The 25,394-nt window shown below is 55.7% G+C and carries 38 protein-coding genes; 1 reads left to right on the plus strand and 37 read right to left on the minus strand.

The genetic code is table 11. The features are described from left to right. Nucleotides 1-141: 141 nt before the first annotated feature. From tyrS to K8R57_09510, 34 genes are all read right to left on the minus strand, one after another. Complete coding sequence (gene tyrS, locus K8R57_09345; protein MCE9588503.1) at nt 142-1,335, minus strand: tyrosine--tRNA ligase; 1,194 nt, start codon at nt 1,333-1,335, stop codon at nt 142-144. A 21-nt stretch (nt 1,336-1,356) separates the two neighbouring features. Continuing rightward, complete coding sequence (locus tag K8R57_09350) at nt 1,357-1,929, minus strand: hypothetical protein (GenBank protein ID MCE9588504.1); 573 nt, start codon at nt 1,927-1,929, stop codon at nt 1,357-1,359. A 163-nt stretch (nt 1,930-2,092) separates the two neighbouring features. Continuing rightward, entirely contained in the window at nt 2,093-2,704 is a 612-nt protein-coding gene (gene rpsD, locus K8R57_09355; protein MCE9588505.1) for a 30S ribosomal protein S4, read from the minus strand. Between the two features lie 50 nt (nt 2,705-2,754). Beyond that, the gene (gene rpsK, locus K8R57_09360) at nt 2,755-3,384 is read right to left on the minus strand and encodes a 30S ribosomal protein S11 (GenBank protein MCE9588506.1); all 630 of its coding nucleotides are present in this window, start codon (nt 3,382-3,384) and stop codon (nt 2,755-2,757) included. A gap of 41 nt (nt 3,385-3,425) precedes the next feature. Then, a complete protein-coding gene (gene rpsM, locus K8R57_09365) occupies nt 3,426-3,803 on the minus strand; it encodes a 30S ribosomal protein S13 (GenBank protein MCE9588507.1) in 378 nt (125 codons plus the stop codon). A gap of 55 nt (nt 3,804-3,858) precedes the next feature. Then, nucleotides 3,859-3,972, minus strand: coding sequence for a 50S ribosomal protein L36 (gene rpmJ / locus K8R57_09370; protein MCE9588508.1), 114 nt, complete (start codon nt 3,970-3,972; stop codon nt 3,859-3,861). Between the two features lie 40 nt (nt 3,973-4,012). Then, entirely contained in the window at nt 4,013-4,201 is a 189-nt protein-coding gene (infA, locus tag K8R57_09375; GenBank protein MCE9588509.1) for a translation initiation factor IF-1, read from the minus strand. Between the two features lie 32 nt (nt 4,202-4,233). Continuing rightward, on the minus strand, nt 4,234-4,995 hold the full coding sequence (map, locus tag K8R57_09380; protein MCE9588510.1) for a type I methionyl aminopeptidase: 762 nt from the start codon (nt 4,993-4,995) through the stop codon (nt 4,234-4,236). A gap of 113 nt (nt 4,996-5,108) precedes the next feature. After that, complete coding sequence (locus K8R57_09385) at nt 5,109-5,774, minus strand: nucleoside monophosphate kinase (protein MCE9588511.1); 666 nt, start codon at nt 5,772-5,774, stop codon at nt 5,109-5,111. A 19-nt stretch (nt 5,775-5,793) separates the two neighbouring features. Further along, nucleotides 5,794-7,296, minus strand: a complete 1,503-nt coding sequence (gene secY / locus K8R57_09390) for a preprotein translocase subunit SecY (protein ID MCE9588512.1) — start codon at nt 7,294-7,296, stop codon at nt 5,794-5,796. Between the two features lie 68 nt (nt 7,297-7,364). Further along, a complete protein-coding gene (rplO, locus tag K8R57_09395; GenBank protein ID MCE9588513.1) occupies nt 7,365-7,880 on the minus strand; it encodes a 50S ribosomal protein L15 in 516 nt (171 codons plus the stop codon). Nucleotides 7,881-7,963: 83 nt separating this feature from the next. Next, complete coding sequence (rpsE, locus tag K8R57_09400) at nt 7,964-8,518, minus strand: 30S ribosomal protein S5 (protein ID MCE9588514.1); 555 nt, start codon at nt 8,516-8,518, stop codon at nt 7,964-7,966. A gap of 7 nt (nt 8,519-8,525) precedes the next feature. Further along, nucleotides 8,526-8,882, minus strand: coding sequence for a 50S ribosomal protein L18 (gene rplR / locus K8R57_09405; protein ID MCE9588515.1), 357 nt, complete (start codon nt 8,880-8,882; stop codon nt 8,526-8,528). Between the two features lie 18 nt (nt 8,883-8,900). Continuing rightward, entirely contained in the window at nt 8,901-9,440 is a 540-nt protein-coding gene (rplF, locus tag K8R57_09410; GenBank protein MCE9588516.1) for a 50S ribosomal protein L6, read from the minus strand. A gap of 21 nt (nt 9,441-9,461) precedes the next feature. After that, on the minus strand, nt 9,462-9,860 hold the full coding sequence (gene rpsH, locus K8R57_09415) for a 30S ribosomal protein S8 (protein MCE9588517.1): 399 nt from the start codon (nt 9,858-9,860) through the stop codon (nt 9,462-9,464). Nucleotides 9,861-9,866: 6 nt separating this feature from the next. Next, a complete protein-coding gene (rplE, locus tag K8R57_09420; protein ID MCE9588518.1) occupies nt 9,867-10,478 on the minus strand; it encodes a 50S ribosomal protein L5 in 612 nt (203 codons plus the stop codon). Between the two features lie 49 nt (nt 10,479-10,527). Next, nucleotides 10,528-10,881: a 50S ribosomal protein L24 gene (locus K8R57_09425; protein MCE9588519.1), complete on the minus strand. Its 354-nt coding sequence runs from the start codon at nt 10,879-10,881 to the stop codon at nt 10,528-10,530. Nucleotides 10,882-10,901: 20 nt separating this feature from the next. After that, a complete protein-coding gene (gene rplN / locus K8R57_09430) occupies nt 10,902-11,267 on the minus strand; it encodes a 50S ribosomal protein L14 (protein ID MCE9588520.1) in 366 nt (121 codons plus the stop codon). Nucleotides 11,268-11,305: 38 nt separating this feature from the next. Beyond that, nucleotides 11,306-11,599 (minus strand): 30S ribosomal protein S17, encoded by a 294-nt coding sequence (gene rpsQ / locus K8R57_09435; protein ID MCE9588521.1) that lies wholly within the window; start codon nt 11,597-11,599, stop codon nt 11,306-11,308. A 21-nt stretch (nt 11,600-11,620) separates the two neighbouring features. Beyond that, entirely contained in the window at nt 11,621-11,824 is a 204-nt protein-coding gene (rpmC, locus tag K8R57_09440; GenBank protein ID MCE9588522.1) for a 50S ribosomal protein L29, read from the minus strand. A 30-nt stretch (nt 11,825-11,854) separates the two neighbouring features. Then, nucleotides 11,855-12,274 (minus strand): 50S ribosomal protein L16, encoded by a 420-nt coding sequence (gene rplP, locus K8R57_09445; protein MCE9588523.1) that lies wholly within the window; start codon nt 12,272-12,274, stop codon nt 11,855-11,857. Nucleotides 12,275-12,307: 33 nt separating this feature from the next. Next, complete coding sequence (rpsC, locus tag K8R57_09450; GenBank protein MCE9588524.1) at nt 12,308-13,006, minus strand: 30S ribosomal protein S3; 699 nt, start codon at nt 13,004-13,006, stop codon at nt 12,308-12,310. A gap of 36 nt (nt 13,007-13,042) precedes the next feature. Beyond that, entirely contained in the window at nt 13,043-13,513 is a 471-nt protein-coding gene (gene rplV, locus K8R57_09455; GenBank protein MCE9588525.1) for a 50S ribosomal protein L22, read from the minus strand. Nucleotides 13,514-13,519: 6 nt separating this feature from the next. Then, a complete protein-coding gene (locus tag K8R57_09460) occupies nt 13,520-14,272 on the minus strand; it encodes a hypothetical protein (GenBank protein ID MCE9588526.1) in 753 nt (250 codons plus the stop codon). 22 nt (nt 14,273-14,294) lie between these two features. Then, the gene (gene rpsS / locus K8R57_09465) at nt 14,295-14,573 is read right to left on the minus strand and encodes a 30S ribosomal protein S19 (GenBank protein ID MCE9588527.1); all 279 of its coding nucleotides are present in this window, start codon (nt 14,571-14,573) and stop codon (nt 14,295-14,297) included. A gap of 6 nt (nt 14,574-14,579) precedes the next feature. After that, a complete protein-coding gene (gene rplB, locus K8R57_09470) occupies nt 14,580-15,419 on the minus strand; it encodes a 50S ribosomal protein L2 (protein ID MCE9588528.1) in 840 nt (279 codons plus the stop codon). Nucleotides 15,420-15,453: 34 nt separating this feature from the next. Further along, nucleotides 15,454-15,738, minus strand: a complete 285-nt coding sequence (gene rplW / locus K8R57_09475; protein MCE9588529.1) for a 50S ribosomal protein L23 — start codon at nt 15,736-15,738, stop codon at nt 15,454-15,456. 4 nt (nt 15,739-15,742) lie between these two features. After that, entirely contained in the window at nt 15,743-16,381 is a 639-nt protein-coding gene (gene rplD / locus K8R57_09480) for a 50S ribosomal protein L4 (protein MCE9588530.1), read from the minus strand. Between the two features lie 3 nt (nt 16,382-16,384). Next, nucleotides 16,385-17,035, minus strand: a complete 651-nt coding sequence (gene rplC, locus K8R57_09485) for a 50S ribosomal protein L3 (GenBank protein ID MCE9588531.1) — start codon at nt 17,033-17,035, stop codon at nt 16,385-16,387. A gap of 29 nt (nt 17,036-17,064) precedes the next feature. Further along, nucleotides 17,065-17,376, minus strand: a complete 312-nt coding sequence (gene rpsJ / locus K8R57_09490; GenBank protein MCE9588532.1) for a 30S ribosomal protein S10 — start codon at nt 17,374-17,376, stop codon at nt 17,065-17,067. Between the two features lie 12 nt (nt 17,377-17,388). Continuing rightward, a complete protein-coding gene (gene fusA, locus K8R57_09495; GenBank protein ID MCE9588533.1) occupies nt 17,389-19,539 on the minus strand; it encodes an elongation factor G in 2,151 nt (716 codons plus the stop codon). 34 nt (nt 19,540-19,573) lie between these two features. Further along, on the minus strand, nt 19,574-20,047 hold the full coding sequence (gene rpsG / locus K8R57_09500) for a 30S ribosomal protein S7 (GenBank protein ID MCE9588534.1): 474 nt from the start codon (nt 20,045-20,047) through the stop codon (nt 19,574-19,576). Nucleotides 20,048-20,077: 30 nt separating this feature from the next. Further along, nucleotides 20,078-20,485 carry a 30S ribosomal protein S12 gene (gene rpsL / locus K8R57_09505; GenBank protein ID MCE9588535.1) on the minus strand — a complete coding sequence of 136 codons (408 nt, stop codon included), beginning with the start codon at nt 20,483-20,485 and terminating at the stop codon, nt 20,078-20,080. A gap of 376 nt (nt 20,486-20,861) precedes the next feature. Further along, nucleotides 20,862-21,257: a DUF393 domain-containing protein gene (locus K8R57_09510; protein ID MCE9588536.1), complete on the minus strand. Its 396-nt coding sequence runs from the start codon at nt 21,255-21,257 to the stop codon at nt 20,862-20,864. A 162-nt stretch (nt 21,258-21,419) separates the two neighbouring features. Here K8R57_09510 and K8R57_09515 point away from each other — a divergent pair, with 162 nt between their 5' ends. Next, on the plus strand, nt 21,420-22,070 hold the full coding sequence (locus tag K8R57_09515; protein ID MCE9588537.1) for an outer membrane lipoprotein-sorting protein: 651 nt from the start codon (nt 21,420-21,422) through the stop codon (nt 22,068-22,070). 195 nt (nt 22,071-22,265) lie between these two features. On the opposite strand, the gene K8R57_09520 is transcribed toward K8R57_09515, so the two are convergent. The 3 genes from K8R57_09520 to K8R57_09530 form a co-directional block, all read right to left on the minus strand. After that, nucleotides 22,266-23,168 (minus strand): branched-chain amino acid ABC transporter permease, encoded by a 903-nt coding sequence (locus K8R57_09520; GenBank protein ID MCE9588538.1) that lies wholly within the window; start codon nt 23,166-23,168, stop codon nt 22,266-22,268. A gap of 56 nt (nt 23,169-23,224) precedes the next feature. Beyond that, nucleotides 23,225-24,763, minus strand: a complete 1,539-nt coding sequence (locus K8R57_09525; protein ID MCE9588539.1) for a carbohydrate porin — start codon at nt 24,761-24,763, stop codon at nt 23,225-23,227. Between the two features lie 428 nt (nt 24,764-25,191). After that, the coding region (locus K8R57_09530; protein MCE9588540.1) for a transposase at nt 25,192-25,394 on the minus strand (203 nt) is incomplete at its 5' end.

The following is a 25,394-nucleotide window of genomic DNA, read 5'->3' on the forward strand; positions in this document are numbered from 1 at the left end:
CCGGCAAGCCCCATCTCCTTAGATCGAGAAATCGTTACACGGGAATTATTGGTGATAGGGAATGGGTTCTAGGGAATGGGGAGGAAGGCCTTCTGGATCCAAAACCCGATATCCTATTACCGATCCCCCATTTCCCAACGACTATCCGATCCGAACGGCGTTCCGTCGGTCGAGCTTCAGGACGCCCGGGCCATCCAAGGATAGAACGGCCTTGGGATCGGTGACCTTCTCCCCTTTCCAGGAGACACTCCCACCCTCGACAAGACGGCGGACATCACCGCGTGATTTCTGGATGGAAAAGACGCGGTCAAAGGCATCCACCCCAAGCGAGATGATGTCACGGGGTAGGTCGACCGGCCGTTCATAGGAAGGCAGCTCGGCAGACTCCAGATCCTTCTTCGAGAAACGGAGTTCGAACTCTTCCCGTGCACGGAGCGCCTCGGCAACGGAATGGAAGCGGGCGGTGAGCTGCTCGGCCAGGGACTTCTTGGCCTCCATCGGATGGATTTCCTGAGAAAGCTCCTCATGAAGCAACAGCCTGTAATATTCCCCCATCTGTTCGTCGGAGATACTCATCACCTTTCCGAACATTTCCCCCGGCGCCTCGGTGACGCCCACAGCGTTGCCCAGGCTCTTGCTCATCTTCTGGATGCCGTCGAGACCCGTCAGGATGGGGAGCATCATGGCCACCTGCTGGTGCTGACCCTCCTCGTGCTGGAGATCGCGGCCGACAAGGATATTGAAGAGCTGGTCGGTGCCTCCGAGCTCCACATCGGCCTGGATCACCACCGAATCCCACCCCTGCATGATTGGGTACTGGATCTCATGGGCGCGCACGGGGAGCCCCTTGTCGATTCGCTCCCGAAAATCCTCGCGCTGTAGCATCTGCTGGAGAGTGACGCGGCTGTTGAGCCTCATCACATCCTGGAAGTTCATCTTGCCGAACCACTCGCCGTTGAAGCGGACAGAGGTTTTCTCCGGATCCAGAATCTTGAAGGCCTGATCCTGATAGGTCTTGGCATGTTCCATCACCTGCTCATGGGAGAGATGGGGCCGCGTTGCCGAGCGACCGCTCGGGTCACCGATCATTGCGGTGAAATCGCCGATGATTAGGATGGCCTCATGGCCGAGCTCCTGGAACTGGCGTAGCCTGGAAAGACCCACCGTGTGGCCCAGATGGATGTCGGGCGAGGTGGGGTCGACCCCAAGCTTCACTTTGAGAGGGCGACCAAGGGCTAGCTTTGCGGCCAACTCCTTCTCGCTAAGGACCTGGGCACATCCGGCCGTAAGGGCGGCGAGTTGATCGGAAAACGGACTGGTTGAGGGACTACTCATGGAACGGAGAGCAAAACAGAATCACGGCCCCTTGTTGAGCAGTTTCCTGACGTCGTCGATGGAGAGTCCCTTGCGGATGGCATCTTCAAGATGGGGATTGTTGTCGAGTGCTCCCTGCGTCTTTCCCTTGAGGGAGATGTTTTGTGTCGGGAAGTCCCCCTTGGAGGAGTAGGGGCTTATTTTATCAAGATCCGTGAAGTTTTTTGTTTTGAAATCCTTGGAATCGAATTTCTTTCCGGCATCGGTATTCGCCTTCTCGAGATTTCCCGAAAGCTTCTTTTGGGGAAAAAGATGATCGCCGAGCCAGCTCTTCATTCCGGAAACGAATCCCTTGGTCTCGTACGAGCGGGAGCCATATTCCCGTGCACCGTAGTAGTCCTTGGTCGCGAAAGCCTTGTCGTAAGGGGTTCCCTTCGAATTGAACACCTTCCCTTGAAAGGTGCTTTGCCTGCTACGGTCGGGATGCATCATTCGTTCCAGCATCCCCTGCTCTTTAGGTACTTCATCGGGGGAGGCCCTTACGGTTGCGGAAGAGAACACTATTAAAACGCTCCCGGCGATCAGGAGCATGACCAGACGAGACAGGGAAAACATTCCGCAATCGTAGGAGCGGAACCCGAAGCCTGCAAGAGGGCTTGAAGGGGCTCGAAGAATCACTGATACGCAGCCGCAGCAGAAAGCACCCGTAAGAACGCACAAAATAAAAAAGCCGCCGCGGATTTCTCCGGGCAGCTTTTTTGTAAGGACTAATGAGTGATTAGCGAGAATAGAGCTCAACGACGAGCTGCTCGTTCACAACAGGATTGATCTCCTCGCGGGTCGGGATACGGACCATCTTGCCGCTCAGGGCTTCCTTGTCGACAAGCAGCCAATCCGGCGGCTCGACGATCTGGGTCTGCTCCAGGCCGCGCAGGGCGAGGCGCTTGGAACCATCCTTGGGACGTACGGAAATAGCATCGCCAATCTTGATAGTGGCGGAGGAGATGTCGCACTTGCGGCCATTCACGGCGACGTGGCCGTGGGACACCATCTGGCGTGCAGCCGAACGAGTCTTCGCGAAGCCCATGCGGTAGACGATATTGTCGAGGCGCCTCTCAAGGAGCTGGAGCAGGATAAGTCCGGTGATACCACGGGTCTTCAGAGCGGTCTCGAAGTAGCGGCGGAACTGGCGCTCAAGCACACCATACTGGAAGCGGAGTTTCTGCTTTTCGGCAAGCGCGGTGCCGTACTCGGAAATCTTGCGGCGTGACCCCTTCGGGCCGTGCATGCCGGGAGGATAGGGCTTGTGCTCGAAAGCACGGGCGGATCCGGCGAGAAGAACGCCGTAACGGCGGCTGACTTTGGTTTTGGGTCCAGTGTAACGGGCCATGGTATTTTAAAAAGCTGAAGGCTGAAGGCTGAGGGCTGAAGGAATAAACATTAAACGCGGCGCTGTTTCGGAGGACGGCATCCGTTATGAGGAACAGGAGTCACGTCTTGGATGATGGAGATTTCAAGTCCGATGGCCTGCATGGCGCGGACTGCCGATTCACGACCGGAGCCGGGCCCCTTGACGCGAACCTCGACTTCCTTGAGGCCATGGCCCATGGCCTGACGGCAGGCATCCTGAGCGACCATCTGAGCAGCATAGGCTGTGCTCTTACGGGATCCCTTGAACCCCATCTTGCCGGCGCTGGACCATCCAAGAACGGCACCGCGCATGTCGGTGACGCTGACGATGGTATTGTTGAAAGTAGCCTGAACGTGGGCGATCCCATGAGTGATGTTCTTGCTACCCTTGGCCTTGACGATCTTGGGCGGCTCGATCGGGTCATCGAGATTGAAACTGATGGCTGCGGCCGGAGCGGCTTCCTCAACTTTCTTCTCCTTGCTCTTCTTTACCTTAGGCTTCTCGGCCTTGGCGGGAGCAGCAGTCTCGGCGGTAGCCACTGGAGTTGAAGCCTCAACGGAAGTCTCTGAAGCGGACTCGGAAGGATGATGGGCTTTGGTCTCTTCGCTACGTGCAGCGTCTTGGGAGAGGCCTTCGGATTCTTTGTTTTCTTCGGACATGAAATTGGTGACGTACTAGTAAGTGCTATGGGTGTGTCGGATTATTCCTTAGCCCGGGAGACGCCGACGGTCTTGCGGGGCCCCTTGCGTGTGCGGGCATTGGTCTGGGTGCGCTGGCCGCGCACAGGGAGTCCACGACGATGGCGGACGCCACGGTAGCAGTTGATCGCTTGTAGGCGCTTGAGGTTACCCTGAATCTCTCGGCGAAGATCGCCCTCGATGACAACCCCCTGGCCGGAAATTGCGGAAATGATACCTCCAATCTGCTCGGGAGAAAGCTCCTTGGCGCGGATGTCAGGATTGATGTTGGCCTGTTCGAGGATGCGCTTGGCAGTCTTAGGGCCAATGCCGTAAATGTAAACGAGCGAGGCTTCGACGCGCTTGTCGCCGGGGATTTCTACGCCGAGGAGTCTTGGCATGGTATTGGTCTATTGAGTTGGGTGCAGGGAATGAGTGATGTCTGAACGTCTCGCGTCAGCCCTGGCGCTGCTTGTGACGGGGATTCTTGCAAACCACGCGCACCACGTTATTGCGGCGGACGATCTTGCAGGTTTCGCAAAGGCGTTTGATGGAAGCTCGGACTTTCATGCTTGAAAACAGCGACGCGGTTGGCGTCGGTTGTGTCGGTTTATTGGCTAGGGCTGGGTGATGACTGCGGGAGTCGCTGGATAATTGTTCCCTGATTCAGATCGTAGGGGGAAACGCTGATCACTACATGGTGTCCGAGAGCGATGCGCGTGAACTTCAAACGCAACCGACCGGATACCGTAGCTACCATTCTCCTGCCCCCGGCTAACTCCACTCGGAAGCGTGCCATGGACAGTCTCTCTACGACTAGGGCCTGGTGTTTTAAGCTATCAGGGGTAGGCATGTCAACACTTCAGGTTCATTTTCTGTCACTAATACAGTATGCTCGAAATGGGAAGAAGGCTTGCCATCGGAGGTCACCACGGTCCATCCGTCATCCAGAATACGCACGCCCTCGGCCCCGAGATTGATCATGGGCTCTATGGCAAGGGTCATGCCGGGTTTGAGTTTCGGACCGGAGCCTTTTTTGCCGTAGTTCGGGATCTGTGGTTCCTCGTGCAGCTTGCGGCCGACGCCATGTCCCACAAATTCCCTGACAACGCCGAACCCCTGCCTGAGAGCCTCTGTCTCGATGTAGTTCGAGAGATCGCCCAACCTGCGACCAGCTACGGCGAAGGGAATCGCCCCCTCAAGAATGCGCTTGGTTGCGGTGATGAGTCGCTCGGTTTCCGGATCGATAGCGCCGCACGCAATAGTCGTTGCCGTGTCACCGATCCAGCCATCAAGGACGACTCCCGTATCGATCTTTATAATGTCACCGTAGGCAAGGCGTCGTTCACCTCCAATGCCGTGCACCACTTCCTCGTTGATCGAGATGCAGGTCTGGCCAGGAAATTTCCGGTAGCCGAGGAAAGCGCTGCGGCCTCCAAGTTCCGCCATGTATTCCCCCGCCTTCCTATCGATCTCGCCGGTAGTCATACCAGGCGCGACGAGTTTCGCCAGGCGGTCGAGCACGATCGCAGCCGCATGGCCTGCAGCGCGCATCTTGTCAATCTCGGCCGGTGTCTTGATAGGAATGGGCATGGGAGAGAAGGGATGAATTAGGAATGATGAATGATGAAAGCGGAGAGAAGGGGGAGCGCCGCATCGTGGATCAACGCCATGTGAGCAGGGATTCTTTTTTTATACTTCATACTTCAACCCTTATCCTTTTTATCGGCTACCAGCGCCGATAGTTTTGCGAAGATCTCATCACTCCCCTCCCCTGCATCAATGCGGTGTAGGAGATTGGGTGATTTCTTTTCGTAGTATCCGACAACGGGCAGCGTGAGATCACGGTAGACTTCCAGGCGCTGATCGAGAGCTTCCTCCGTGTCGTCATTGCGGCGAACCAGCAAAGCCCCGCAGCGAGGACATGGCGAGCCCTCTTGATTGCCATGCAGCGACATGCTGAACGTGGCGCCGCATTTCAGGCAGGAAATCCGCTCCAGAATACGACGCCGGATCAACTCGTCCGGCAATTCCAGCAAAACGATGAGATCCAGTCCGGCTCTAAGTTCGGCAAGTGAGGAGTCGAGATATTCCGCCTGTCCCACGGTACGGGGAAAACCATCAAAGATAAACCTAGGGCCATTCTCCTTCATCCATGCTGTCACGATACGGACCGCAAGCTCATCCGGAACAAGCAGTCCCTTGCTAGTCCATCCGTCGGCTTCCTGCCCGAGAGGCGTGCCTCGTGAGCACTCCGACCGGAGTAGCGCTCCCGTAGAAACATGGGGAATGAGAAAACAATCGGCAAGCCGGTCTGCCTGGGTACCCTTCCCCGATGCTGGCGGACCGAGCAGCACGATCCGCTGGTTCACCGGATTCACCGAAACGGGGTTAGCGGTAGTTGCTGAGATAGGCGGCTAGTCCGGCAATCACGAACAAGCCGATGGCGGCGATGATCTTGACCACGGTAGAGTCGCTAATAGCAGATCCGCTCACCGAAGGACGCGGAGCGCTTCGACCACGGATCTTTCCCTTGCGGAGAAATCCGTCGTAATGACGCTGCAGCAAGAATGTCTCGACCTGCCTCATGGTATCCAGTGTGACGCCGACAATAATGAGCAGTCCTGTGCCTCCGAAGAACTGAGCTGCCATGTAGGGGACATTGAGGGCACGACTGAGGAGTTGTGGAAGGATGGCAACAACCACAAGGAAGAGGGCTCCGGCAAAGGTCAGGCGACTCATCGTGTAGTCCAGGAAGTCTGCTGTTGGCTTGCCGGGACGGACTCCTGGAATGAATCCGCCATATTTCTTTAGGTCGTCCGCTATCTGGGCTGGCTGGAACTGCGTAGCAACCCAGAAATAGCTGAAGCTGAAAATCAGGATGGCATAGAGGAGGTAGTGGAGCCACCCGTTGGTCAGAAGATTCGCTATCTCGACAGCCCAAGGCCTGTTGCCAAAGGCCATGGTCATGATGGTCGAGGGGAACATCAGGATCGCCTGGGCAAAGATGATTGGCATCACGCCGGCGTAGTTGACCTTGAGAGGCATGTACTGGGTCTGGCCGCCGTAGACTTTCCTTCCTACAACGCGCTTGGCGTACTGGACGCTGATGCGCCTGGTCGCCTGGGTGATCGCAATGACCGAGGCGATCACGAGGAAAAGGAATGCGCAGAGGATCACGAGGACAACGGGACTTACTTGGCTTGCCTCACCGCCGCTTGGAACAAAGGTTCTCCAAGCCTGCACAAGACCGGCTGGCAACTGGGCCAGAATACCGATCGTGATGATCACAGAGATGCCGTTGCCGATACCACGTTCGGTGATCTGGTCTCCGATCCACATCAGGAAGAGAGTTCCAGCCGTCATGATCAGCACCGTCAGCAAACGGAACAGAATGCCGGGATCCGAAACAAGGGGGACGCCCAAGCGTGCAATCGTCTCTGAAATACCGGGTAAGAAAGGATTCGACTGGGGACTCTCGAAGGAAAGGGCGAGGAGATAGCCTTGGAAAATACAAAGAGCGATGGTCGCGTAACGGGTGTACTGGGCGATCTTCTGGCGCCCACCATCCTCACGGGCCAGACGGCCGAGCTTCGGAATCACTGCCCCAAGCAGTTGGAGCATGATTGATGCACTGATGTAGGGCATGATCCCGAGTGAGAAAATCGCGCAATTCCCGAGCGCGCCGCCGGAGAAGAGATTGAAGAGTGCTGCTGCACCGCCGCCGGCACTATGATCGGCAACGTTCTGAAACCACTCTCGCAGGACTTGGGCATTGACACCCGGGGTTGTGATCGCAGCGCCGACACGCATGATGACGATCATCCCGAGTGTAAACAGGACACGCTGCCTCAGCTCGGGAATCTTAAAGATATTGGCGAACGCGGAGATCATGCTAGCACTCGGTGGTTAACGGCCTTTGTTACCTCATTGTAACGTCGGCGCGCCCTATAGATTATTAATCAGGAAGCCTTGACCGCTTTTCTCGGAGCCGCCTTCAGAGTTGCCCTGCTGGCGATCTTGGTCTGGCGCTCACGGATAACAAGCGAACCTCCGGCAGCCTCAAGCTTCTCTTTGGCGGCTGCACTCGATTTGTCCACCTCTACGGTGAACTTCTTGGTGATTGTTCCGCGGGCAAGCAGCTTGATCCCGTCATTGCTTCCATGAACGAGTCGAAGGGAGCGGAGTGCTGCCTCATCGATCTTAGCGCCGGACTCGAAACGCTCTTCGAGAGTATCGAGGTTCACGACGGCGTAAACGGGCTTGAAGTCAAAGTTATTGAAACCGCGCTTAGGAAGTCGGCGGATAAGGGGCATCTGACCACCCTCGAATCCAAGACGGACGCTGCCGCCGGAACGGGCTTTCTGACCCTTGTGGCCGCGACCGGAGGTCTTTCCGTGGCCGGAGCTTTCGCCGATACCGAGACGCTTCTTGCGGTGCTTGGCACCTGGGCGGGGAGCGAGATTATGAAGTCGCATGGTTGTCATTCGAGAATAATGGTTGGGCTTGGGGCTTGAGTTAGGCTTGAGCTGCTGTGTTTAGCTGTTTCCCTCTGCTTGCCTTAAGCAGCAACTGGAACCGCTGCTTCCGGCGTAGGCACCTTCTTGCCTCGCAGTTTCATGATTTCGCTGCGGGGGCGTAGGCTGGTAAGAGCGGCAAGGGTTGCCTTGACCACGTTGGAGTGGTTGCTGGATCCGAGTGACTTGGCAAGCACGTCGCGGACACCGACCGCCTCGAGGACGGCGCGCACACCACCTCCGGCGATGACCCCGGTACCGGGGGATGCAGGTTTAAGAAGGACGCGTCCACCTCCGAACTCGCCGAATGTCTCGTGAGGAATCGTCGTTCCCTGGATCGACACAGGAACCATGGCCTTGCGGGCGGCGTCGGAGCCCTTGCGGATGGCTTCACTGACCTCGTTGGCCTTACCGAATCCGATACCGACACGACCCTTCATGTCACCTGTGACGATGAGGGCGCTGAAGCTGAAACGGCGACCACCCTTGACGACCTTGGCGCAACGGTTGATGAAAACGACCTTCTCGATCGTGTCCTTGGGTGTATCGTCTGCGGGCTTATCGCGGCGTGGTCCGCGTTTGGGGCGTTTGTCATCCATAGAAATATTAGAACTGTAGTCCACCCTCACGGGCTGCCTCGGCGAGAGCCTTCACTTTGCCATGATACATGAAACCACCGCGGTCGAAGACGACCTTCTCGATCTTCTTGGCAAGACCGCGCTCGGCGATGAGTTTGCCAACCTTGATGGCTGTCGCCACATTGGCGCGAGAGGAAGCATCCTTGGTGAAGGATTCCTCCGTGGTGTTGACGCTGGCCAGTGTATTCCCAGCGAGATCGTCGATGACCTGAGCGGTGATGTGTTGGCCGGAGAAGTGAATCGCAAGTCGAGGCCTCTCGGCGGTGCCGGAGACTTTCTTGCGGAGGCGTACGTGACGCAGTTTGCGGGAATTTGTTGCGGACATGGAAAAATGATCCTTGGTTTACTGGACAGTCTTGCCTTCTTTGCGGCGGACAACCTCATCGGAATAACGGATGCCCTTGCCCTTGTATGGCTCGGGAGGATAGTATGCACGAATATCGGCAGCCACCTGGCCGACGAGATGCTTGTCGATTCCCTCGATTGAGATTTTGGTATTGTCGGTGACGGCAATCTTGATCTCGCTGGGGATCTGGAAGAGGACGGGATGGGAGTAGCCGATCGAGAGATCCAGCTTGTCACCCTTGACAGCGGCACGGAATCCGACGCCCTGAATCTCCAGGTCGCGGCGGAAGCCACTGCTGACGCCGCTCACCATGTTATTGATCAGAGCGCGTGAAAGTCCATGCAGGGCACGGACCTCACGATGCTCGTTGGCGCGGGAAACGGTGATCACGGATCCCTCGGTTGAAATGGTGATGCCCTTGGGAAGCTCCCAGGAGAGCTTGCCTTTGGGGCCCTCGACGGTGACCTGGTTTCCGTCTGCAACGGAGACCTTGACTTTGTCAGGGAGAGTGATGGGTGTTTTACCGATACGGGACATGGCAGGAAATAGGTTACCGGGTTACCAGATGTAGGCGAGAAGTTCTCCACCGACTTTCTGCTTGCGGGCCTCATGACCCGAGATGACTCCACGTGATGTGGAGATAATGGAGATGCCGAGACCGCCGAGCACGCGGGGGATGTCCTCGCTACCGACATAACGACGGAGTCCGGGGCGGCTGATGCGGCGAAGTCCAGCGATCGCAGGAGTCTTTCCCACATAACGGGGGCGGATCCTGATGCGCGGATGCGTCTCCTTGTTGTCGAGTTCGTACTCCTCGATATAACCCTCGCGCTTGAGGATGGCGACGATGTCGCTCTTGATCTTGGAATAGGGAACGAAGAACTCAACCTTCTGCACGCTTACGGCGTTGCGGACACGGGTGAGAAGATCGGCGATGGGATCGGTCAGTGCACTCATTGATAATTAGGCGGAAGCGGTTTCAGGAGCCGTCTCTGCGGATGCAGCCTCGGGCTTTTCGACCTTCTTGGTTGAATTGCGGCCGGCAAACGGCATGCCCATCTCGCTAAGAAGGGCCTTGGCCTCGTCGTTGCTTGTCGCAGACGTGACGATGGTGATGTCGAAGCCGATGTTGCGTTTGATCTTGTCGAGCTCGACCTCGGGGAAGATGGACTGATCCGCAACGCCGAGAGTGTAGTTGCCGTTACCGTCAAAAGCACGGTTGGAAACACCGCGAAAATCACGAATACGAGGAAGAGCCGTCTTGATGAGACGCTCGAGGAACTCATACATGAGGCGACCACGCAGGGTTACCTTGGCACCGATTGGCTGACCGGCGCGCAGCTTGAAGTTGGAGATGGCCTTCTTGGCGATGGTCTCAACGGGCTTCTGTCCGGTGATGAGCTGAAGCTCGTCCTTGGCGATTTCCAAAGCGGCCTTGACGTCGGGTGCTGAAGCGATGGAGGTATTGATGACAACCTTCACAAGGCGTGGAACTTGGTGCACGTTCTTGTATCCACGCTTCTCCTTGAGGGCGGGGATGATGCGGGTGTTGTACTCGTTCTGAAGTTCGGCAATGGGCAGTGACATGTCTCTGTATCCTTTTATTAGTTGGCCTTAGTTCAGGTTATTCGGCCTTGGGTGCCTTGGGTTCTTTTGGCGCCTTCTCAACCTTGGCTTTGGCAACCTTCTTTGCTGCGGGAGCTTTCTCGTTCTTTGCCTTGGAAGAGGCAACGGTCTTCGCAGCCTTCTCGAGGAGCTTGACGTTCGAAATGTTGATAGGGCCTTCGCGTTCAATGATAGCGCCGTTCGGCTGCTCTTGGGAGCGCTTCACATGCTTCTTGATCATGCGAACACCTTCAATCACGACCTGATGTTTGGTACGATTGACCTGGAGGATCTTACCCTCGGAGCCACGGTGGTTCCCGGAGATGACCTTCACGAGGTCACCTGCATGGACATGGGTTTTAATAAGCGGGATAGCAGGCATTGTCTTGGAAATTAGAGGACCTCGGGGGCCAGGGAGACGATCTTCATGAAATTCTTTTCACGGAGTTCGCGGGCGACCGGTCCGAAGATGCGGGTGCCACGCGGGTTCTTGTCCTTGTCAATGATGACAATGGCGTTACTGTCAAAACGTAGGTAAGAACCATCCTCGCGGCGAACGGGCTGGCGAGTACGGACGACAACGGCACGTACCACATCGCCCTTTTTTACGGCACCACCTGTGGAGGCCTCCTTGACGTTGGCGGTAATGATATCGCCGATGCGGGCAACGAGTGTCCTCTTGCCGATGACACCGATCATGGTGGCCATGCGGGCACCGGTGTTATCGGCGACATCGAGACGGGAGCGGAGTTGGATCATGGTTGTAGTTCCTGAAAGTGAGTGATTCTAGACGACGATTAGTGACGGATCACCTCGACCAAGCGCCAGCGCTTGAGGCGGCTAAGAGGGCGGGTCTCCATGATAGAGACGCGGTCTCCGATCTTGGCTTCGTTCTTTTCGTCATGAACGTGGAACTTCTTAACCTGCTTGATGATTTTGCCAAAAAGCGGGTGAGGAACACGAGTGATCGTCTTGACCACGATGGTCTTGTCCATCTTGTCGGAGATCACTTCCCCGACACGGGTTTTGCGAAGTGAGCGGGACTCGTCAGCGGGTGACGTAGAAGTTGGTATGGTAGCTGTTTCGTTCATCGGAGCGGTGGCCTGTTGTGCTTAGAGCGCCTGGGTTGCCTTGGTTTTTGCGGTTAGCACGGTTTCAAGCCGAGCGATCTCGCGGCGCAGCGTGGTCAGGAGATGGGGCTTTTCCAGCTGACCGGCTTGCTGCTGCAAGCGTAGATGGAAGATCTCCTGTCGCAGTTCCTTTTTACGGGATGAGAGTTCAGTAGGCGTCAATTCGCGGATTTCGTCAAGAGTCATATTCGGTTCCTGTGATCGTTTGCCTGAAAATTAGGCGGCGTGGTGACGGGTGATGAACTTCGTCCGGATCGGAAGCTTGTTAGCGGCTAGGCGAAGGGATTCGCGGGCCACAGTCTCCGAGACTCCGTCGAGCTCAAACAAGATGTTGCCTGGGCGTACTGTGGCAACCCAATATTCAGGCTGTCCTTTTCCCTTACCCATTCGTGTCTCGGGAGGACGGGCGGTCACCGATTTATCAGGGAAGATACGAATCCAGAGCTTGCCCTTGCGCTTCATGTTACGGGTAAGCGCTACACGTGCTGCTTCGATCTGGGTGTTGGTGATCCAAGCACGATCCAGTGTCTGGAGGCCGAATTCACCAAAATCAATATTGATATTACGTGAGGCTGTTCCCTTGCGGCTTCCCCGCTGGGTCTTGCGATACTTGACTCTTTTTGGCAGTAAGGGCATGGCTTCTCTCCTTTAAAAAATTCCTGTGATAGTTTAGGCGACCGCCTCCACTGTCGCGGGTGCGGAAACGGCGGATGACGGGGCAGCGGCGCGTGGTTCTGCTAGTTTTTCGGGCTTTTTGCAGATCCAGCACTTCACGCCGACTTTTCCGGCAAGTGTGTCAGCTTCGGCAAAACCGTAGTCGATGGTTTTGCGGAGAGTGTGAAGAGGAATGGTTCCGGCGCGAACAACTTCTGTGCGTGCGATTTCGGCGCCGCCGAGACGTCCGCTTGCGCGGATCTTGATACCATCTGCTCCCATGTCCATGGCGATCTGCATCGACTTTTTCATGGCGCGGCGGAACCCGATGCGGCGCTCAAGCTGACCGGCGACGCTTTCGGCAACGAGTTGGGCGTCAATTTCGGGCTGCTTGATCTCGATGATGTCGATTTTGGCCTGCTTGCCACCTGCTAAATCAGAAACCTTCTTGGTCATCGTCTCGATCTCGGAACCCTTACGGCCGATCACGATGCCGGGACGGGCGGTGAAAATGGTGACACGGACGCTGTTCCAGGCTCGCTCGATGACGATGCGGGAAACCGCTGCGGTCTTGAGCTTTTTCTTGAGCCATCCGCGGATCAATTGATCGGCGTAAAGGAAATCGGCGAATTCTTTTTCCGTCGCGTACCAGCGCGAGGTCCAGTCCCGGGTGATCGGAAGGCGGAAGCCGATGGGGTTGACTTTTTGTCCCATAGTAAGTGTGCGTTATAAGGTGATTGGCTTCTCTTTTTAGTCTTTGATTTCGACAGTCTCAGTGACCACCTCAACTACTGGAGCAGAAGATGCGGCTTCATTCATGACTTTTGGTTTGTCTGAGGACTTGGAAGAGCGAGTAGACTTAGGCTTATCAGCACGGCGAACGATCGGCACCTCATCAGTCAAGACGATACGGATATGGCTGTTACGCTTACGGACCGGGCCGGAACTGCCACGAGCCTTCGGGCGCATGCGCTTGATGGTCGGAGCCTCGCCGATGACAGCCTCCTTGATCACAAGGAGTTCGGGACGGATATTGTTGTTGTGCTCAGCGTTGGCGATCGCACTCTTGAGAGTCTTGGCGATCAGGGGCGCTGCTTTCTTCGGAATGAATGCAAGTTGCTGAAGGGCATCAATGGCTGGAAGACCCTGGATTTCACGGGTGACCTCGCGTGCCTTGAAGGCTGATATTTTCGCGTAGCGGTGGGTGGCGATGACTTGCATGAGTAATTAGCGTGTGGTGTCGATACGGAGTGTGTCGCCTGACCTCACGGACTCGGCGGGATTGACAATATTCTGAACAATGGCACCGCTGATCGCGTCGCGGACATCCACGACGCGGACGGAGGCGACCTGGCGAGTGCCGCGCCATACTTGGAAAGGCATGCCAGTCTTGACTCCCTGGCGGGAACCCAGATTTGCGACGACTAGGGAAAGATCGGGCTTCACGTCCACAACAGTCCCGGTTGTAAGATCAGCTCCTGATGTTGCTAGAAGATCCTTCTGGCGGTTAAGGAAAGCGGAGCTGGATCGGAGCACTTCCTCGACCTTCATGCGGGCCATTGGGTCAATGCCTTCGGAGCTCTTGAGCAGTTCCATAACCGATTCGGTCATAGCGCTCAACTGGTCCCGCGAAGCATCATTCTGCTTCTGAAGAAGGCGCATGTCGCGGACAGCGGCCAGAAGGCGCGTGCGAAGGTTTTCTATCTCCTTGTCGGCAGGAGCGATTCCCAGAGCCTCGATGCGCTCGTTCAGCTCGTCGGACTTCCGCTTAAAGAGTTCGGACTCTCCATTGGCAATCGCCAGACTCTCCGTGAGCCCCTTGATAGAAGCCTCAGAAAGGATGAGCTTCTCGCGAAGTGCATCGGAAGATCCACCGCCGTTCGCGTTCAAATTCTGCGCAAGCGCGGCGGCAACCGGAAGCCCGAGAAGGGCAACGGCTGTCACAGCGGACAATTGGCAGGAATGGTGAATGGCGGACATCAGGTTGATGGGAATAAAATTGTTATTTGGTGACCTTGGCAGTGTGTGAACCGTGCTTCTTGAAGATGCGGGTCGGGGAGAACTCGCCGAGCTTGTGACCGACCATGTTCTCTGTGACAAAAACCGGAATGAAGGAGCGCCCGTTGTGAACGTTGAAAGTATGTCCGACGAAGTCGGGAGTCACCGTGGAACGGCGAGACCAGGTCTTGATAGGCTTCTTGACATTGCCTTCGTTGAGTTTGTCGATCTTCTCGAGGAGTTTCCACTCCACGAACGGGCCTTTTTTGAGTGAGCGTGACATAGGAGATTATTTCTTTTTGCGGCGCTGGACGATAAAGGTGTCGCTCTGCTTGTGTTTGTTGCGGGTCTTGAATCCCTTGGAAAGCTGTCCCCATGGGCTCATCGGATGATGGCGTCCGCCACCGCCCTTGCTCTTGCCCTGACCGCCACCCATCGGGTGATCGACCGGGTTCATTGCCATACCGCGTGTCTGCGGGCGGATACCAAGCCAGCGGGAGCGTCCGGCCTTTCCACTGACAACATTCATGTGCTCTATATTGCCGACCTGACCGATGGTGGCGTAGCACTCTTCGTTGATCCGGCGAAGTTCTCCGGAGGCCATCTTAATGAGTGCATATCCGCCTTCACGGTTGCTCAGAATAGCCTGGGAACCGGCGCTGCGTACGATCTGTCCACCCTTGCCTGGAATCAGTTCCACATTGTGGATGGCTAGACCAAGAGGGATAGCCTTGAGAGGAAGGGCATTGCCGACATTAGGCTCGGCATTGACGCCTGCTGAAACCTTGGCACCCACCACAAGTCCTGCCGGATGGAGGATATAAGCCTTCTCTCCGTCTGGATACTGGATAAGGGCGAGACGGGCTGTACGGTTCGGATCGTATTCCACGGCCATCACTTCAGCAATCGCGTCGCGGCGAAGGCGCTTGAAGTCAATGATACGGATCCTGCGCTTGTGACCACCGCCACGATGACGGGCGGTCTTACGACCGTTGTTATTACGGCCACCAGTGCGCTTCTTGCTCTCGGTAAGTGATTTCTCGGGCTTGCTCTTGGTGATCTCCTCGAAGGAAGGCAATGCCATGAAGCGTTGCGAAGGAGTCAGCGGTCGGAAAGTTTTCAGTGCCATGGTCGTATGGGGTAATGAGGGCTTCGGCTATCGGTTACGCGATGTCGATCTTCTCGCCTTGGGCAAGAGTGACGACGGCCTTTTTCCAGTGGGCACGGCGGCCAAAATCGGCCTTGCGCTCACGCTTCTTTTTTCCCTCGACCTGAGCGGTGTTCACCGAGCGGACCTTCTTTTTGAAAAGGGTCTCAATCGCGTGCTTGATCTCGATCTTGTTCGCTGCGGGAGCAACGCGGAAAACGTACTTGTTAAGCTTCTCGGAAAGAAGGCTGGCCTTCTCCGTCACGAGGATGCTCTTGATGATGTCGTGTGCTTCTTTCATGACGTTAGCCTTGGAGGCGGTTTCCAAGTGCCTCGAGGGCATCCTTGGTGATGATGATCTTGTCGAAAGCGAGAATGTTCTCCGTGTTGACCTCAGCTGCGGTCATTAGCAAGTCTTTGGAGACATTGCGGCCGGCTAGGAAGGTCATGTCGTTGAAGGAAAGTGCGATAACGAGCGTCCGGCGGACATCGCCAGCAAGTACCTTGACCTGCGTAACAAATGCCTTGGTCTTTGGCTCCTTCACTTCGAAGGAATCAACCAAGAGAACGTCACCGGAAAGGATGCGGGAGCTAAGGGCCTTGCGGAAGGCGAGCTTCTTGACCGCCTTCGGGGTCTTCTTTGCGTAGCGATTGACAAAAACTCCTTTTACAAAAAGGGGCTCAGGTCCATGGACAACACCGCCGCCAACCCAGACGGGCGAACTGGCATAACCGGCACGAGCTCGGCCGGTGCCCTTTTGCTTCCAAGGCTTCTTGCCGGATAGATTGACGGTAGCCTTGGTCTTGACGGAAGCGGTACCGCTGCGGCGATTGGCGCGCATGGCGACGACCACATCGTGGACGGCCTGGGTTCCCTTGCCGTCAGTAATGATATCGATCTGGGCCTGCTTGGCCGCGTCGACTGTGAGGATAGTGGCGCTCATGGATTACTCTGCTGCTTTTGAGGATTTCTTCTTCTTGGAGGGGCGAACCACGACGTAGGTTCCCTTGGCACCTGGAATGCATCCACTGACAAGAATAACACCATCCGCTTCACGCACCTGGACGATCTCGAGATTCTGCATGGTGACGCGCTCATCACCCATGTGACCGGGCATACCCATGTTCTTCCAGACACGACCGGGAGTGAGACGGTTACCGATGGCGCCGTTACGGCGGTGCATCATGGAGCCATGGGTCTCGGGCTGGCCTGCGAATCTGAAACGCCTGACAACACCCTGAAAGCCTTTGCCCTTGGAGGTGCTGATGACATCCACATACTGGCCATCCTTGAAAGTCGTGACGGGAAGATCGACAGACTCTGGAAGAGCCTCTCCGTCCTTGACTCGGAACTCGCGGATGAAGCGCTTTGGTGTCGAGGAGGTCTTTGCAAAATGTCCTTTCTGGGCCTTAGGAACGCGCTGTTCCTTCTGGTCGCCATAACCGACCTGGACGGAGGAATAACCGTCCTTCTCCTTGCTCTTTACTTGGAGGATACGGTTACCACCGGCCTCGATGACCGTGACGGGGCGGATGCGACCCTTGGTGTCATAGACACGGGTCATGCCGATTTTCTTGCCGAGAACGCCGATGCTCATTGTACGGATGGTTAAGTTTGGAAAGGGGGTCAGATCTTGATGGTGATGTCGACGCCTGCAGGAAGATTGAGCTTGCGGAGCTCATCGACTGTCTTGGCGGTCGGTTCGAGGATATCGAGAAGGCGCTTGTGTGTGCGGATCTCGAACTGATCCATCGACTTCTTATCGACGTGTGGAGAGCGGTTCACTGTGAACTTCTCGATTCGGGTCGGAAGTGGGATTGGACCCGTCACCTTCGATCCCGTGCGCTTGGCGGTCTCGACAATCTCGAGTGCCGAGATGTCTAGAAGGCGAAAATCGAAGCCTTTGAGTCTGATTCGGATGCGTTGTCCTGCGGCCATAGTCTTGGTTGGTTAGTTTTTCTGGTCGAGAACCGCGGCCAATACTTGGGCCGGGACCTGTTCGAAGTGTGATGGCTCCATGGAGTAGGAAGCGCGTCCCTTGGAGAGTGAGCGGATGGAAGTTGCGTACCCGAACATTTCGGACAGTGGAACTTCTGCGTTGACGCTGGTGACGATCGTCTTGGTCTCGATCGACATGATCTTTCCGCGGCGACGGTTAAGATCACCCATGATGTCGCCCTGATACTCCTCGGGAGTCACGGCCTCTACCTTCATGATCGGTTCGAGGAGGATCGACTTGGCGTTCTTGAGACCATCCTTGAGCGCGAAGATAGCCGCCATCTTGAAGGCCATTTCGTTGGAATCCACGTCATGGTACGATCCGTCCACAATCTCGACATGGATATCGATCACAGGGTAGCCGCCGACTATGCCGTTCAGTGCGGCCTCGTTGAGGCCCTTGATGACTGCGGGGATGAAGTCTTTCGGAATGGAACCACCGACGGTCTTGTTCTCGATCGTCACGCCCTTGCCCTTTTCATTCGGGGCGACCTTGATGACCACATGGCCGTATTGACCGCGTCCACCCGACTGCTTTACGAGTTTACCCTCGCCGCCTGCCGAGTTGAGAATCGTCTCTTTGTAAGCGATTTGGGGTTTTCCAGAATTAGCCTCGACCTTGAACTCACGCAGCATGCGGTCGCGGATGATCTCGAGATGCAGCTCACCCATACCAGCGATGATGGTCTGACCGGTCTCCTCATCGGTGAAGACGCGGAAGGTTGGATCCTCTTCGGAAAGACGCTGAAGAGCAGTGCCCATCTTCTCCTGGTCGGCCTTGGTCTTAGGCTCGATGGACATCGAAATGACGGGATCAGGGAAGGAGGGAGGCTCAAGGGCAATCGGCTCATCCTCGGTGCACAGAGTGTCACCTGTCGTGATATTGCGGATGCCGACAATGGCGGCAATATCGCCGGAGTAGCAGGTGTCGATATCTTCGCGCTTGTCAGCCTGGATCTGTATGAGACGGCTGATGCGCTCGCGCTTGCCGGTGCGTGGGTTGAGAACCGTGTCGCCTTTACTCAACTTGCCTGAGTACACGCGGAAGAAAACAAGCTTACCTACGAATGGATCACTCCAAAGCTTAAAGGCGAGTGAGCAGAAGGGGGCGTTGTCATCAGTGACGGCAAACTTATCCTTGCCATTATCAGGATCCATTCCCTTGGCGGGAGGGATGTCGATCGGACTCGGAAGATAATCGACAACGGCATCGAGGAGGTACTGGACACCCTTGTTCTTGAAGGCCGATCCCCCGGCAACAGGCACAAACCTGTTGGCCGTCGTCTGACGACGGATAGCCCTCTTAAGGATCTCCTTGGTGACTGGTTTCTCTTCAAGGAAAAGCGTTCCGACTTCCTCGTCGAGGTCGGTCATCTGGGAAACCAGGTCCTCGTAGGCCGACTCGGCTAGATCCTTCAGTTCTGCAGGGATCTCGGTGATCGTGTAGTTAGAACCCATGCTAGCGTCATCAGCGTAGATAACGGCTTTTTGGTTCACCACGTCGATCTGGCCCTGGAGATGATCCTCGGCACCGATCGGAATAAGGATCGGCCAGGCATTGGCACCCAGTTTGTTGCGCATGTCGTTGACGGCATTTGCAAAATTTGCACCCGTGCGGTCCATCTTGTTGACGAAAGCGATGCGGGGAACATTGTACTTGTTGGCCTGGCGCCAGACAGTCTCGGACTGGGGCTGAACACCCGCAACTCCGCAGAACACCGCGATGGCACCGTCAAGCACGCGCAACGAACGCTCCACCTCGGCCGTGAAATCCACGTGGCCCGGCGTGTCGATGATATTGACGCGCATCTTGATGTCGTCGAACAGCTTCACAACACCTTCCTGCTTGATCTGGTTCCAGCTGCAAGTCGTAGCGGCGGAGGTGATCGTGATACCGCGCTCGCGCTCCTGCTCCATCCAATCGGTGGCAGTTGTCCCCTCGTGCACTTCGCCGATCTTGTGGATCATGCCGGTGTAGAAAAGAACGCGCTCGGTCAATGTCGTCTTGCCGGCATCGATGTGTGCGCAGATCCCGATATTGCGGGTGCGCTCCAGCGGGAAGGCACGATCCGGGGAGTTCGGATTGGCTGTTTCGGTGCTCATTGCGGTGATTGGATAAAGAACAAAAATACTGGGACTACCAGCGGAAGTGAGCGAAGGCGCGGTTGGCCTGGGCCATCTTGTGAAGATCGTCCCGCTTCTTAATAGCGGCACCCTGATTAGCGGCGGCTTCCTTGAGCTCAGAGGCAAGGGCCTTCGACATTGGGACGCTCTTGCGCTTGCTTGCAAAACCAACGATCCAGCGCATCGCAAGGGCGAGTTGGCGATCAGCCGGAACTTCCATCGGAACCTGGTAAGTGGCTCCGCCGACGCGGCGGCTCTTCACCTCAAGACGAGGGCGGGCGTTGTCCATGGCCTTCTGGAGAACATCCAGCGGATCAACCGCCTCGGTTCCATCACGGGTGCTCTCGATTGCTGTGTAAACAATACGTTCCGCAAGGGAGCGTTTGCCTCCGCGCATGACGGTGGTGATAAGGCGGGCAACCAGCGGACTGGCATAGCGGAGGTCACGCTTGACCTCTTTAGTGATGACGCGTTTGCGGCGGGACATGATAAAGAAAAGTTGGAGTGTTGGTCTGGATTACTTCTTCTTCTTAACGGCCTTGGCCTCTTCACCTGGCTTGGGGCGCTTGGCTCCGTACTTGGAGCGTCCACGACGGCGACCATCAACGCCAAGGCAATCAAGACTGCCGCGAACGATATGATACCGGACACCGGGGAGATCCTTCACACGGCCTCCGCGAACGAGCACGATGGAGTGCTCCTGAAGGTTATGTCCCTCACCGCCGATGTAGGCGATCACTTCCTGGCCGTTGGTGAGGCGAACCTTGGCAACCTTGCGAAGCGCTGAGTTCGGCTTCTTGGGAGTTCGGGTCATCACCTGCACGCAGACGCCACGACGCTGGGGACAATTCACGAGCGCAGGTGATTTGGATTTCACCTTGACCTGTTCGCGGCCCTTACGGACGAGTTGGTTGATGGTTGGCATTGTTAAAAATGAGTGATCCCAATGCTTCTTCGATTGCCGTTCAGCAAAACCATCCCCGTGTTTGTAAAGGAACTGGTCCGCGTCACCACAGAGTCTTTAGGAACTCCGAAGAAGTCGGGAGGTGGGAAAGTAGGGAAACCACGTGAATCTGCAAGAAGATTTTATCATTTCGTCACAGATATTTTCATCGGGAGCGTCGAGCCATAGCAACCGCCCGTTTCACCTGCGAGCTCTTGGTGTAGGATTTCCTTTCCATTTTCGTGCTCCACCTCAGCATTACAAACGGCACCCAGAAGGACTCTGACATCACCCTGCCGGTCACTGGAGGCCCATAATATCTAGCTTTATCAGGAATGAATGCTGGCGTCCTGCACTGTCATTTCTCCGGACGATTCGGCCGTAGGCATATTATTTTTGAGAGCGCCGCCCGACGTTCTGCCACCCGCCGGTAGCCCCAGTCGCTGAGAATGCGAAAAACTGTCACACGCTGATACATTCTCCACGCCACGTTGCCCGCCAAACTACCGCAGAGCGCCATCATTCTGAAGACAGCCTCGGCACCCCGCCTTATCCGCCCATCCACCTCGATCAGGTGAACTGCTCCCATCGGTCGGTCTGGGGGAAACCCATAAGCCTCCCCCTCTCCGTCCTGCACGGCTGAAAACTCCAGACGGCCAATCCCAGCAATGATCCAACGCCGCATCGAAGCAGTGCAAAAGCCGCATTCCCCATCATAAATCACTAGGGGAAGAGGGCGTGGCGGCATGCTCATGCAAACATCTTATCGTGACATGGAGTTCGACGCCAATCATCACGCCAATCCATTCCTCGCGGGTTTTCACTGAGCACTCCTCCGTTGATCTTCATCGGGTCAGACCGATATCGTGAACCGATGCGATTTTCATTTTTCAACTTCTTTCTTCTCCTGCTCTTGATGGAAATTATTCCCACACTTGTTCACGCACAAGCGGCTGAGGAGATCCTTATGGCTGCTCGAATGAGCCCAACGGCAAGACCTGCTTCCCTGCGGGCTCAGATCCGGGGCGAGGAGAAGCCGACACTGTTGCGTATTGGCCTCAAAGACCATGTGATCACCTACGAGTTCAAGGAACCGGAACAAATCCTCCTGCTCAAACTCGAACCCGGAAACACCAGACTTCTGGAGAAAAAGAACGGGGTGTCGCAGACCATCAGCGGCTCCCATCTCAACGATGTCATCAGGGACACCGGTGTCACCTATCAGGATCTCTCCTTGGGATTTCTCTACTGGCCCCGTCCTGTCCTGCAGGGAGAAGATACCATCAAGACCCGACCAGCATGGAAGATCGATCTTCAGGCACCCCCAGGCGAAGAAGCGTATGGCGTCGCCCGTGTCTGGATCGACAAAGATTCCGGCGCCATCCTGCGCATCGAAGGCTATGACAAGAAAGGCCTTCTCCTGCGCCGGTTTGAAATCGTCTCCGCGCAGAAGATCGACGGCCTCTGGATGCTCAAGCAGATGAGGATCGAGAGTTTCAACCCAGGAAATCCGGATCCCATCTCCCGCCGTTACCTCGAGGTACTCGGGAAAGACTCACAAGGATAAAGGGGATGAAGGGGATAAGACTGCAGCAATATTCAGAACTGAGTTTCTAAATGTTTTTCCCAAGATTGCTCCGTCCTATCCCCCTGATGGGCTCTCATGAACTCGGATAATGCCTTAGTTTGATGCACGCGATCATGCCACTTAGCAGGATTTCAATCCCATCACTTTCATCCCCTTCATCCCTGTGCTTTCTCATTACACTTTCTCGGCCGCCGAACTCCCAAAGAGTCCCGAAGGCCTTATCAGCAGAATCACGATCAGGATGCCGAAGGCGATCGCATCCCGGTAAGAGGAGAGAAAAGAGCCCCCTAGCAAACACTCGCTCAGGCCAAGCAGGAGGCCTCCCACAGCAGCTCCAGGCAGACTTCCAATCCCGCCCAGAACGGCCGCCACAAAGGCCTTGATGCCTGGCTGCGTTCCCATGAGCGGTTCGATCGAATGAATATTCATGGCGTAGAGTACGCCGGCAGCACCGGCCAAAGCCGAACCCACGGCAAAGGTCAGAGAGATCACCGCATTGCTGTTCACCCCCATGAGGGCTGCCGCATCACGATTCTGAGAGAGGGCTCTAAGGGCGAGGCCGAAGCGGCTCCGCAGCACAATCTCACGAAGGGTCACAAGAAGCACCAGCGTCACGGCAATCACCAGTAGATGGTTGCCAGAAATCGTGACCCCCTCCCCCAGCGCAATGCGGATCGGAGGCAGAAGATCCGGAAACGCCTTCTGATTCACACCGAAGAGAATTTGCCCTCCATAAGAGAGGAGGAGTGATACGCCGATCGAGGTGATCAGCACGGCCAACTTGGGCTGATTGCGCAGGGGCCGGTAAGCCAAGCGCTCGATGATGACGCCAAGCAGGGCGCAGACGATCATGGCCCAGATGAGCACCGCGGTGGTGGTCATCCAAGGATGGGGGAAAAGATGACGCGCAACTGGCGTGGCGTAAAATCCAGCAAAGGCCCCGATCATCAGGACATCCCCGTGGGCGAAGTTGATGAACTTCAGCAAGCCGTAGACCATGCTGTAACCGAGAGCGATCAGAGCGTAGATTGCCCCGAGAGAAAGGCCGTTAATCAACTGCTGGAGAAACTCGTGCACAAAGCCAAGTCTAGGCAGGTTGCCCCAGGGGGGTCACCTCTCAAAAGGAGGAGAGGTCAGAATCTTACCGCGGCCTGGGTTCCAAGGACAAAGACATTACCCAAGGTGCCGTTCTGCTGGGGATTCATGATGAACTCCGCGAACGGCTTTACCGAGATCCACTTGGTGAGCATGCACTGGTAATCGACTTCTAGCACACCTCCCCATGTCGGCTGTGGTTGGGCGGGATACACCGTCTTGCCTCCTGCAATGGCTGCAGCAGTCTGAATCTGGTATGTCTGGCTGTAAGCTGATGCGGCATCGGAACTGAACCATGCCGAACCAAGGGCGATACCGAGTCGGTCGTCGGGCCGTCCAGGGATCAATCCTTGGTAAACTAGTCCGGTCTGATAGTAAAAATCGAGTAGGCTGTACCGACTGGGTGAGAAGCTCCACGCATTGAACATATAGAGCCCTTTTTTGGAAAGATTCCTGGCTGGGGATGGATTTTTGTTATCGCTTGGAGCGGTCGACTCCCTAACGCGATAGAGCATCTGATCGGCCTGAAAATACCAGGCCCAAGAGCCCATATTGAAGGAACCGGCATTGACAGCCTTGGCCTTGGATCCACTCCCTGTCTGGACAACCGGCAGGAAATTCTCATCCTGGATACCCCACCAGATCATTCCAAAAGCATATTTCCCCTCGAGTTTGTCCCTACCCAGCTTGGGCTCCCATCCGAACTCTGTGCAGGAATAGAATCCATTGGGATTTCCGTTATTCCCATTAGGCTGATCCTCGCCGACAGCATTCCAACCTGCTCCCCCAAAGCTAGAAAGTCCGTTATTATTTACTGTGCCTCGTGAGCTTGGATTTGGTTTACCCAACTGATTCCTTGGCACGGAGGTGTAGGGAGCCACTTGGGTCGGGGTGTAGACGCCCTGAACGGCGCCGGCAGCATTAGGAATCGCTAGGTAAAGTCCACTGATAGCATAGATTGATTTAGTCGGCTTGATACGGAGCGTGCCTCCCCATGCATCGTAAGTGCTACTCCAAGGGATCTTGGCTGCGACATTATTGTTGTATGCGGGATCACCCACAAATGTCTCCCGAGCACCTCCGCCACTATTACCACCAATCCCCTTTGCGCTGGCGATCTGATTATTCTGGAAGAACTTGGAAAGAGGCTGTTGGAGAAAGAAGTCATAGGGATTCATCCATCCGGCATTGATCATGAAGGCACCATTCTCCGTCGTGTATTCCAAATACTGAGCCATGAGTCGGAGTTCCTTACCGCTCTGAATATTTGAGGGGCCGAATCCATTGGCTGCTCCGCTAATGTTATTGATGTCATCCCCATCCCTATAGCGGTAGTTAGAATACGCCTTGAGTCCCTTGAGGTGGAGCTTCTTTCCGAAGTCGTAAATAAAGGCTAGTTTGATTTGCTCATCAAAGGCGCCGCCTCTTCGGTATCCCCCAGCAACACTGCCGTAATAGTTCCCCTGCCAGTCTCCTCCGAATACCAAACCCCAATCAGCCAACTTTTTTTCAAAGCCATTAATCAGCTCCAACTCCCTGTGGGTAACAACATCGACTGCATGACCAACATGTGACATCTGACTCCCGACACTCTGGCCGACCACAAAACCAGTTCCACTTACATGCTTAGGATATTGAATCACCGAGGTAACATCTGATCCAATCTCTGTGTAAACAGCCGATAATCCCGTAGGCAAGTAGCGTTGGATCTCGTTCCCTACTCGCTCTATCAAATCCCCAACCTGAGGAGCTGCGGGGGATGAGAGATGTGGCGACGGGGTGGGAGTACTGGTTGGCGTTGGAGAGGGGGATTGGAGGCGCGAGTGCTTCTTCTTGGCATTTCCGTCCAACTCCTCAGTGGGATCCAAGAACTTGGGTGTGAGCCCTTGGGCCGGAAGGTTTCCCGATAATAAATGAGAACAGGTAAGTAGCCCAACAAGGAGTGGAGAAGAGAATCGGGGCCTGAACATAGATTGGAATTACGGCCAAAAAAATTGCCTCTTCGTCAAACGGCTTGGGAAGAGAGGTGAGGATGATAAGGGGAGAGATGTAATTTACCCATATGGTAGAGGATGGCGATTCGCCAGTTTTTTGGGTTACGGAAGCCCCTGGCGGAGCTTTTTATGACTTGGATTTTTGAGTTAAAGCCCTCCGCCATGGCGTTACTGATGGGGTGGGTGAAGAAGGCCAGGAGGCCGGGGAGATGAC

This window comes from Verrucomicrobiota bacterium, from assembly GCA_021413925.1.
Classification (GTDB): domain Bacteria; phylum Verrucomicrobiota; class Verrucomicrobiia; order Chthoniobacterales; family UBA6821; genus UBA6821.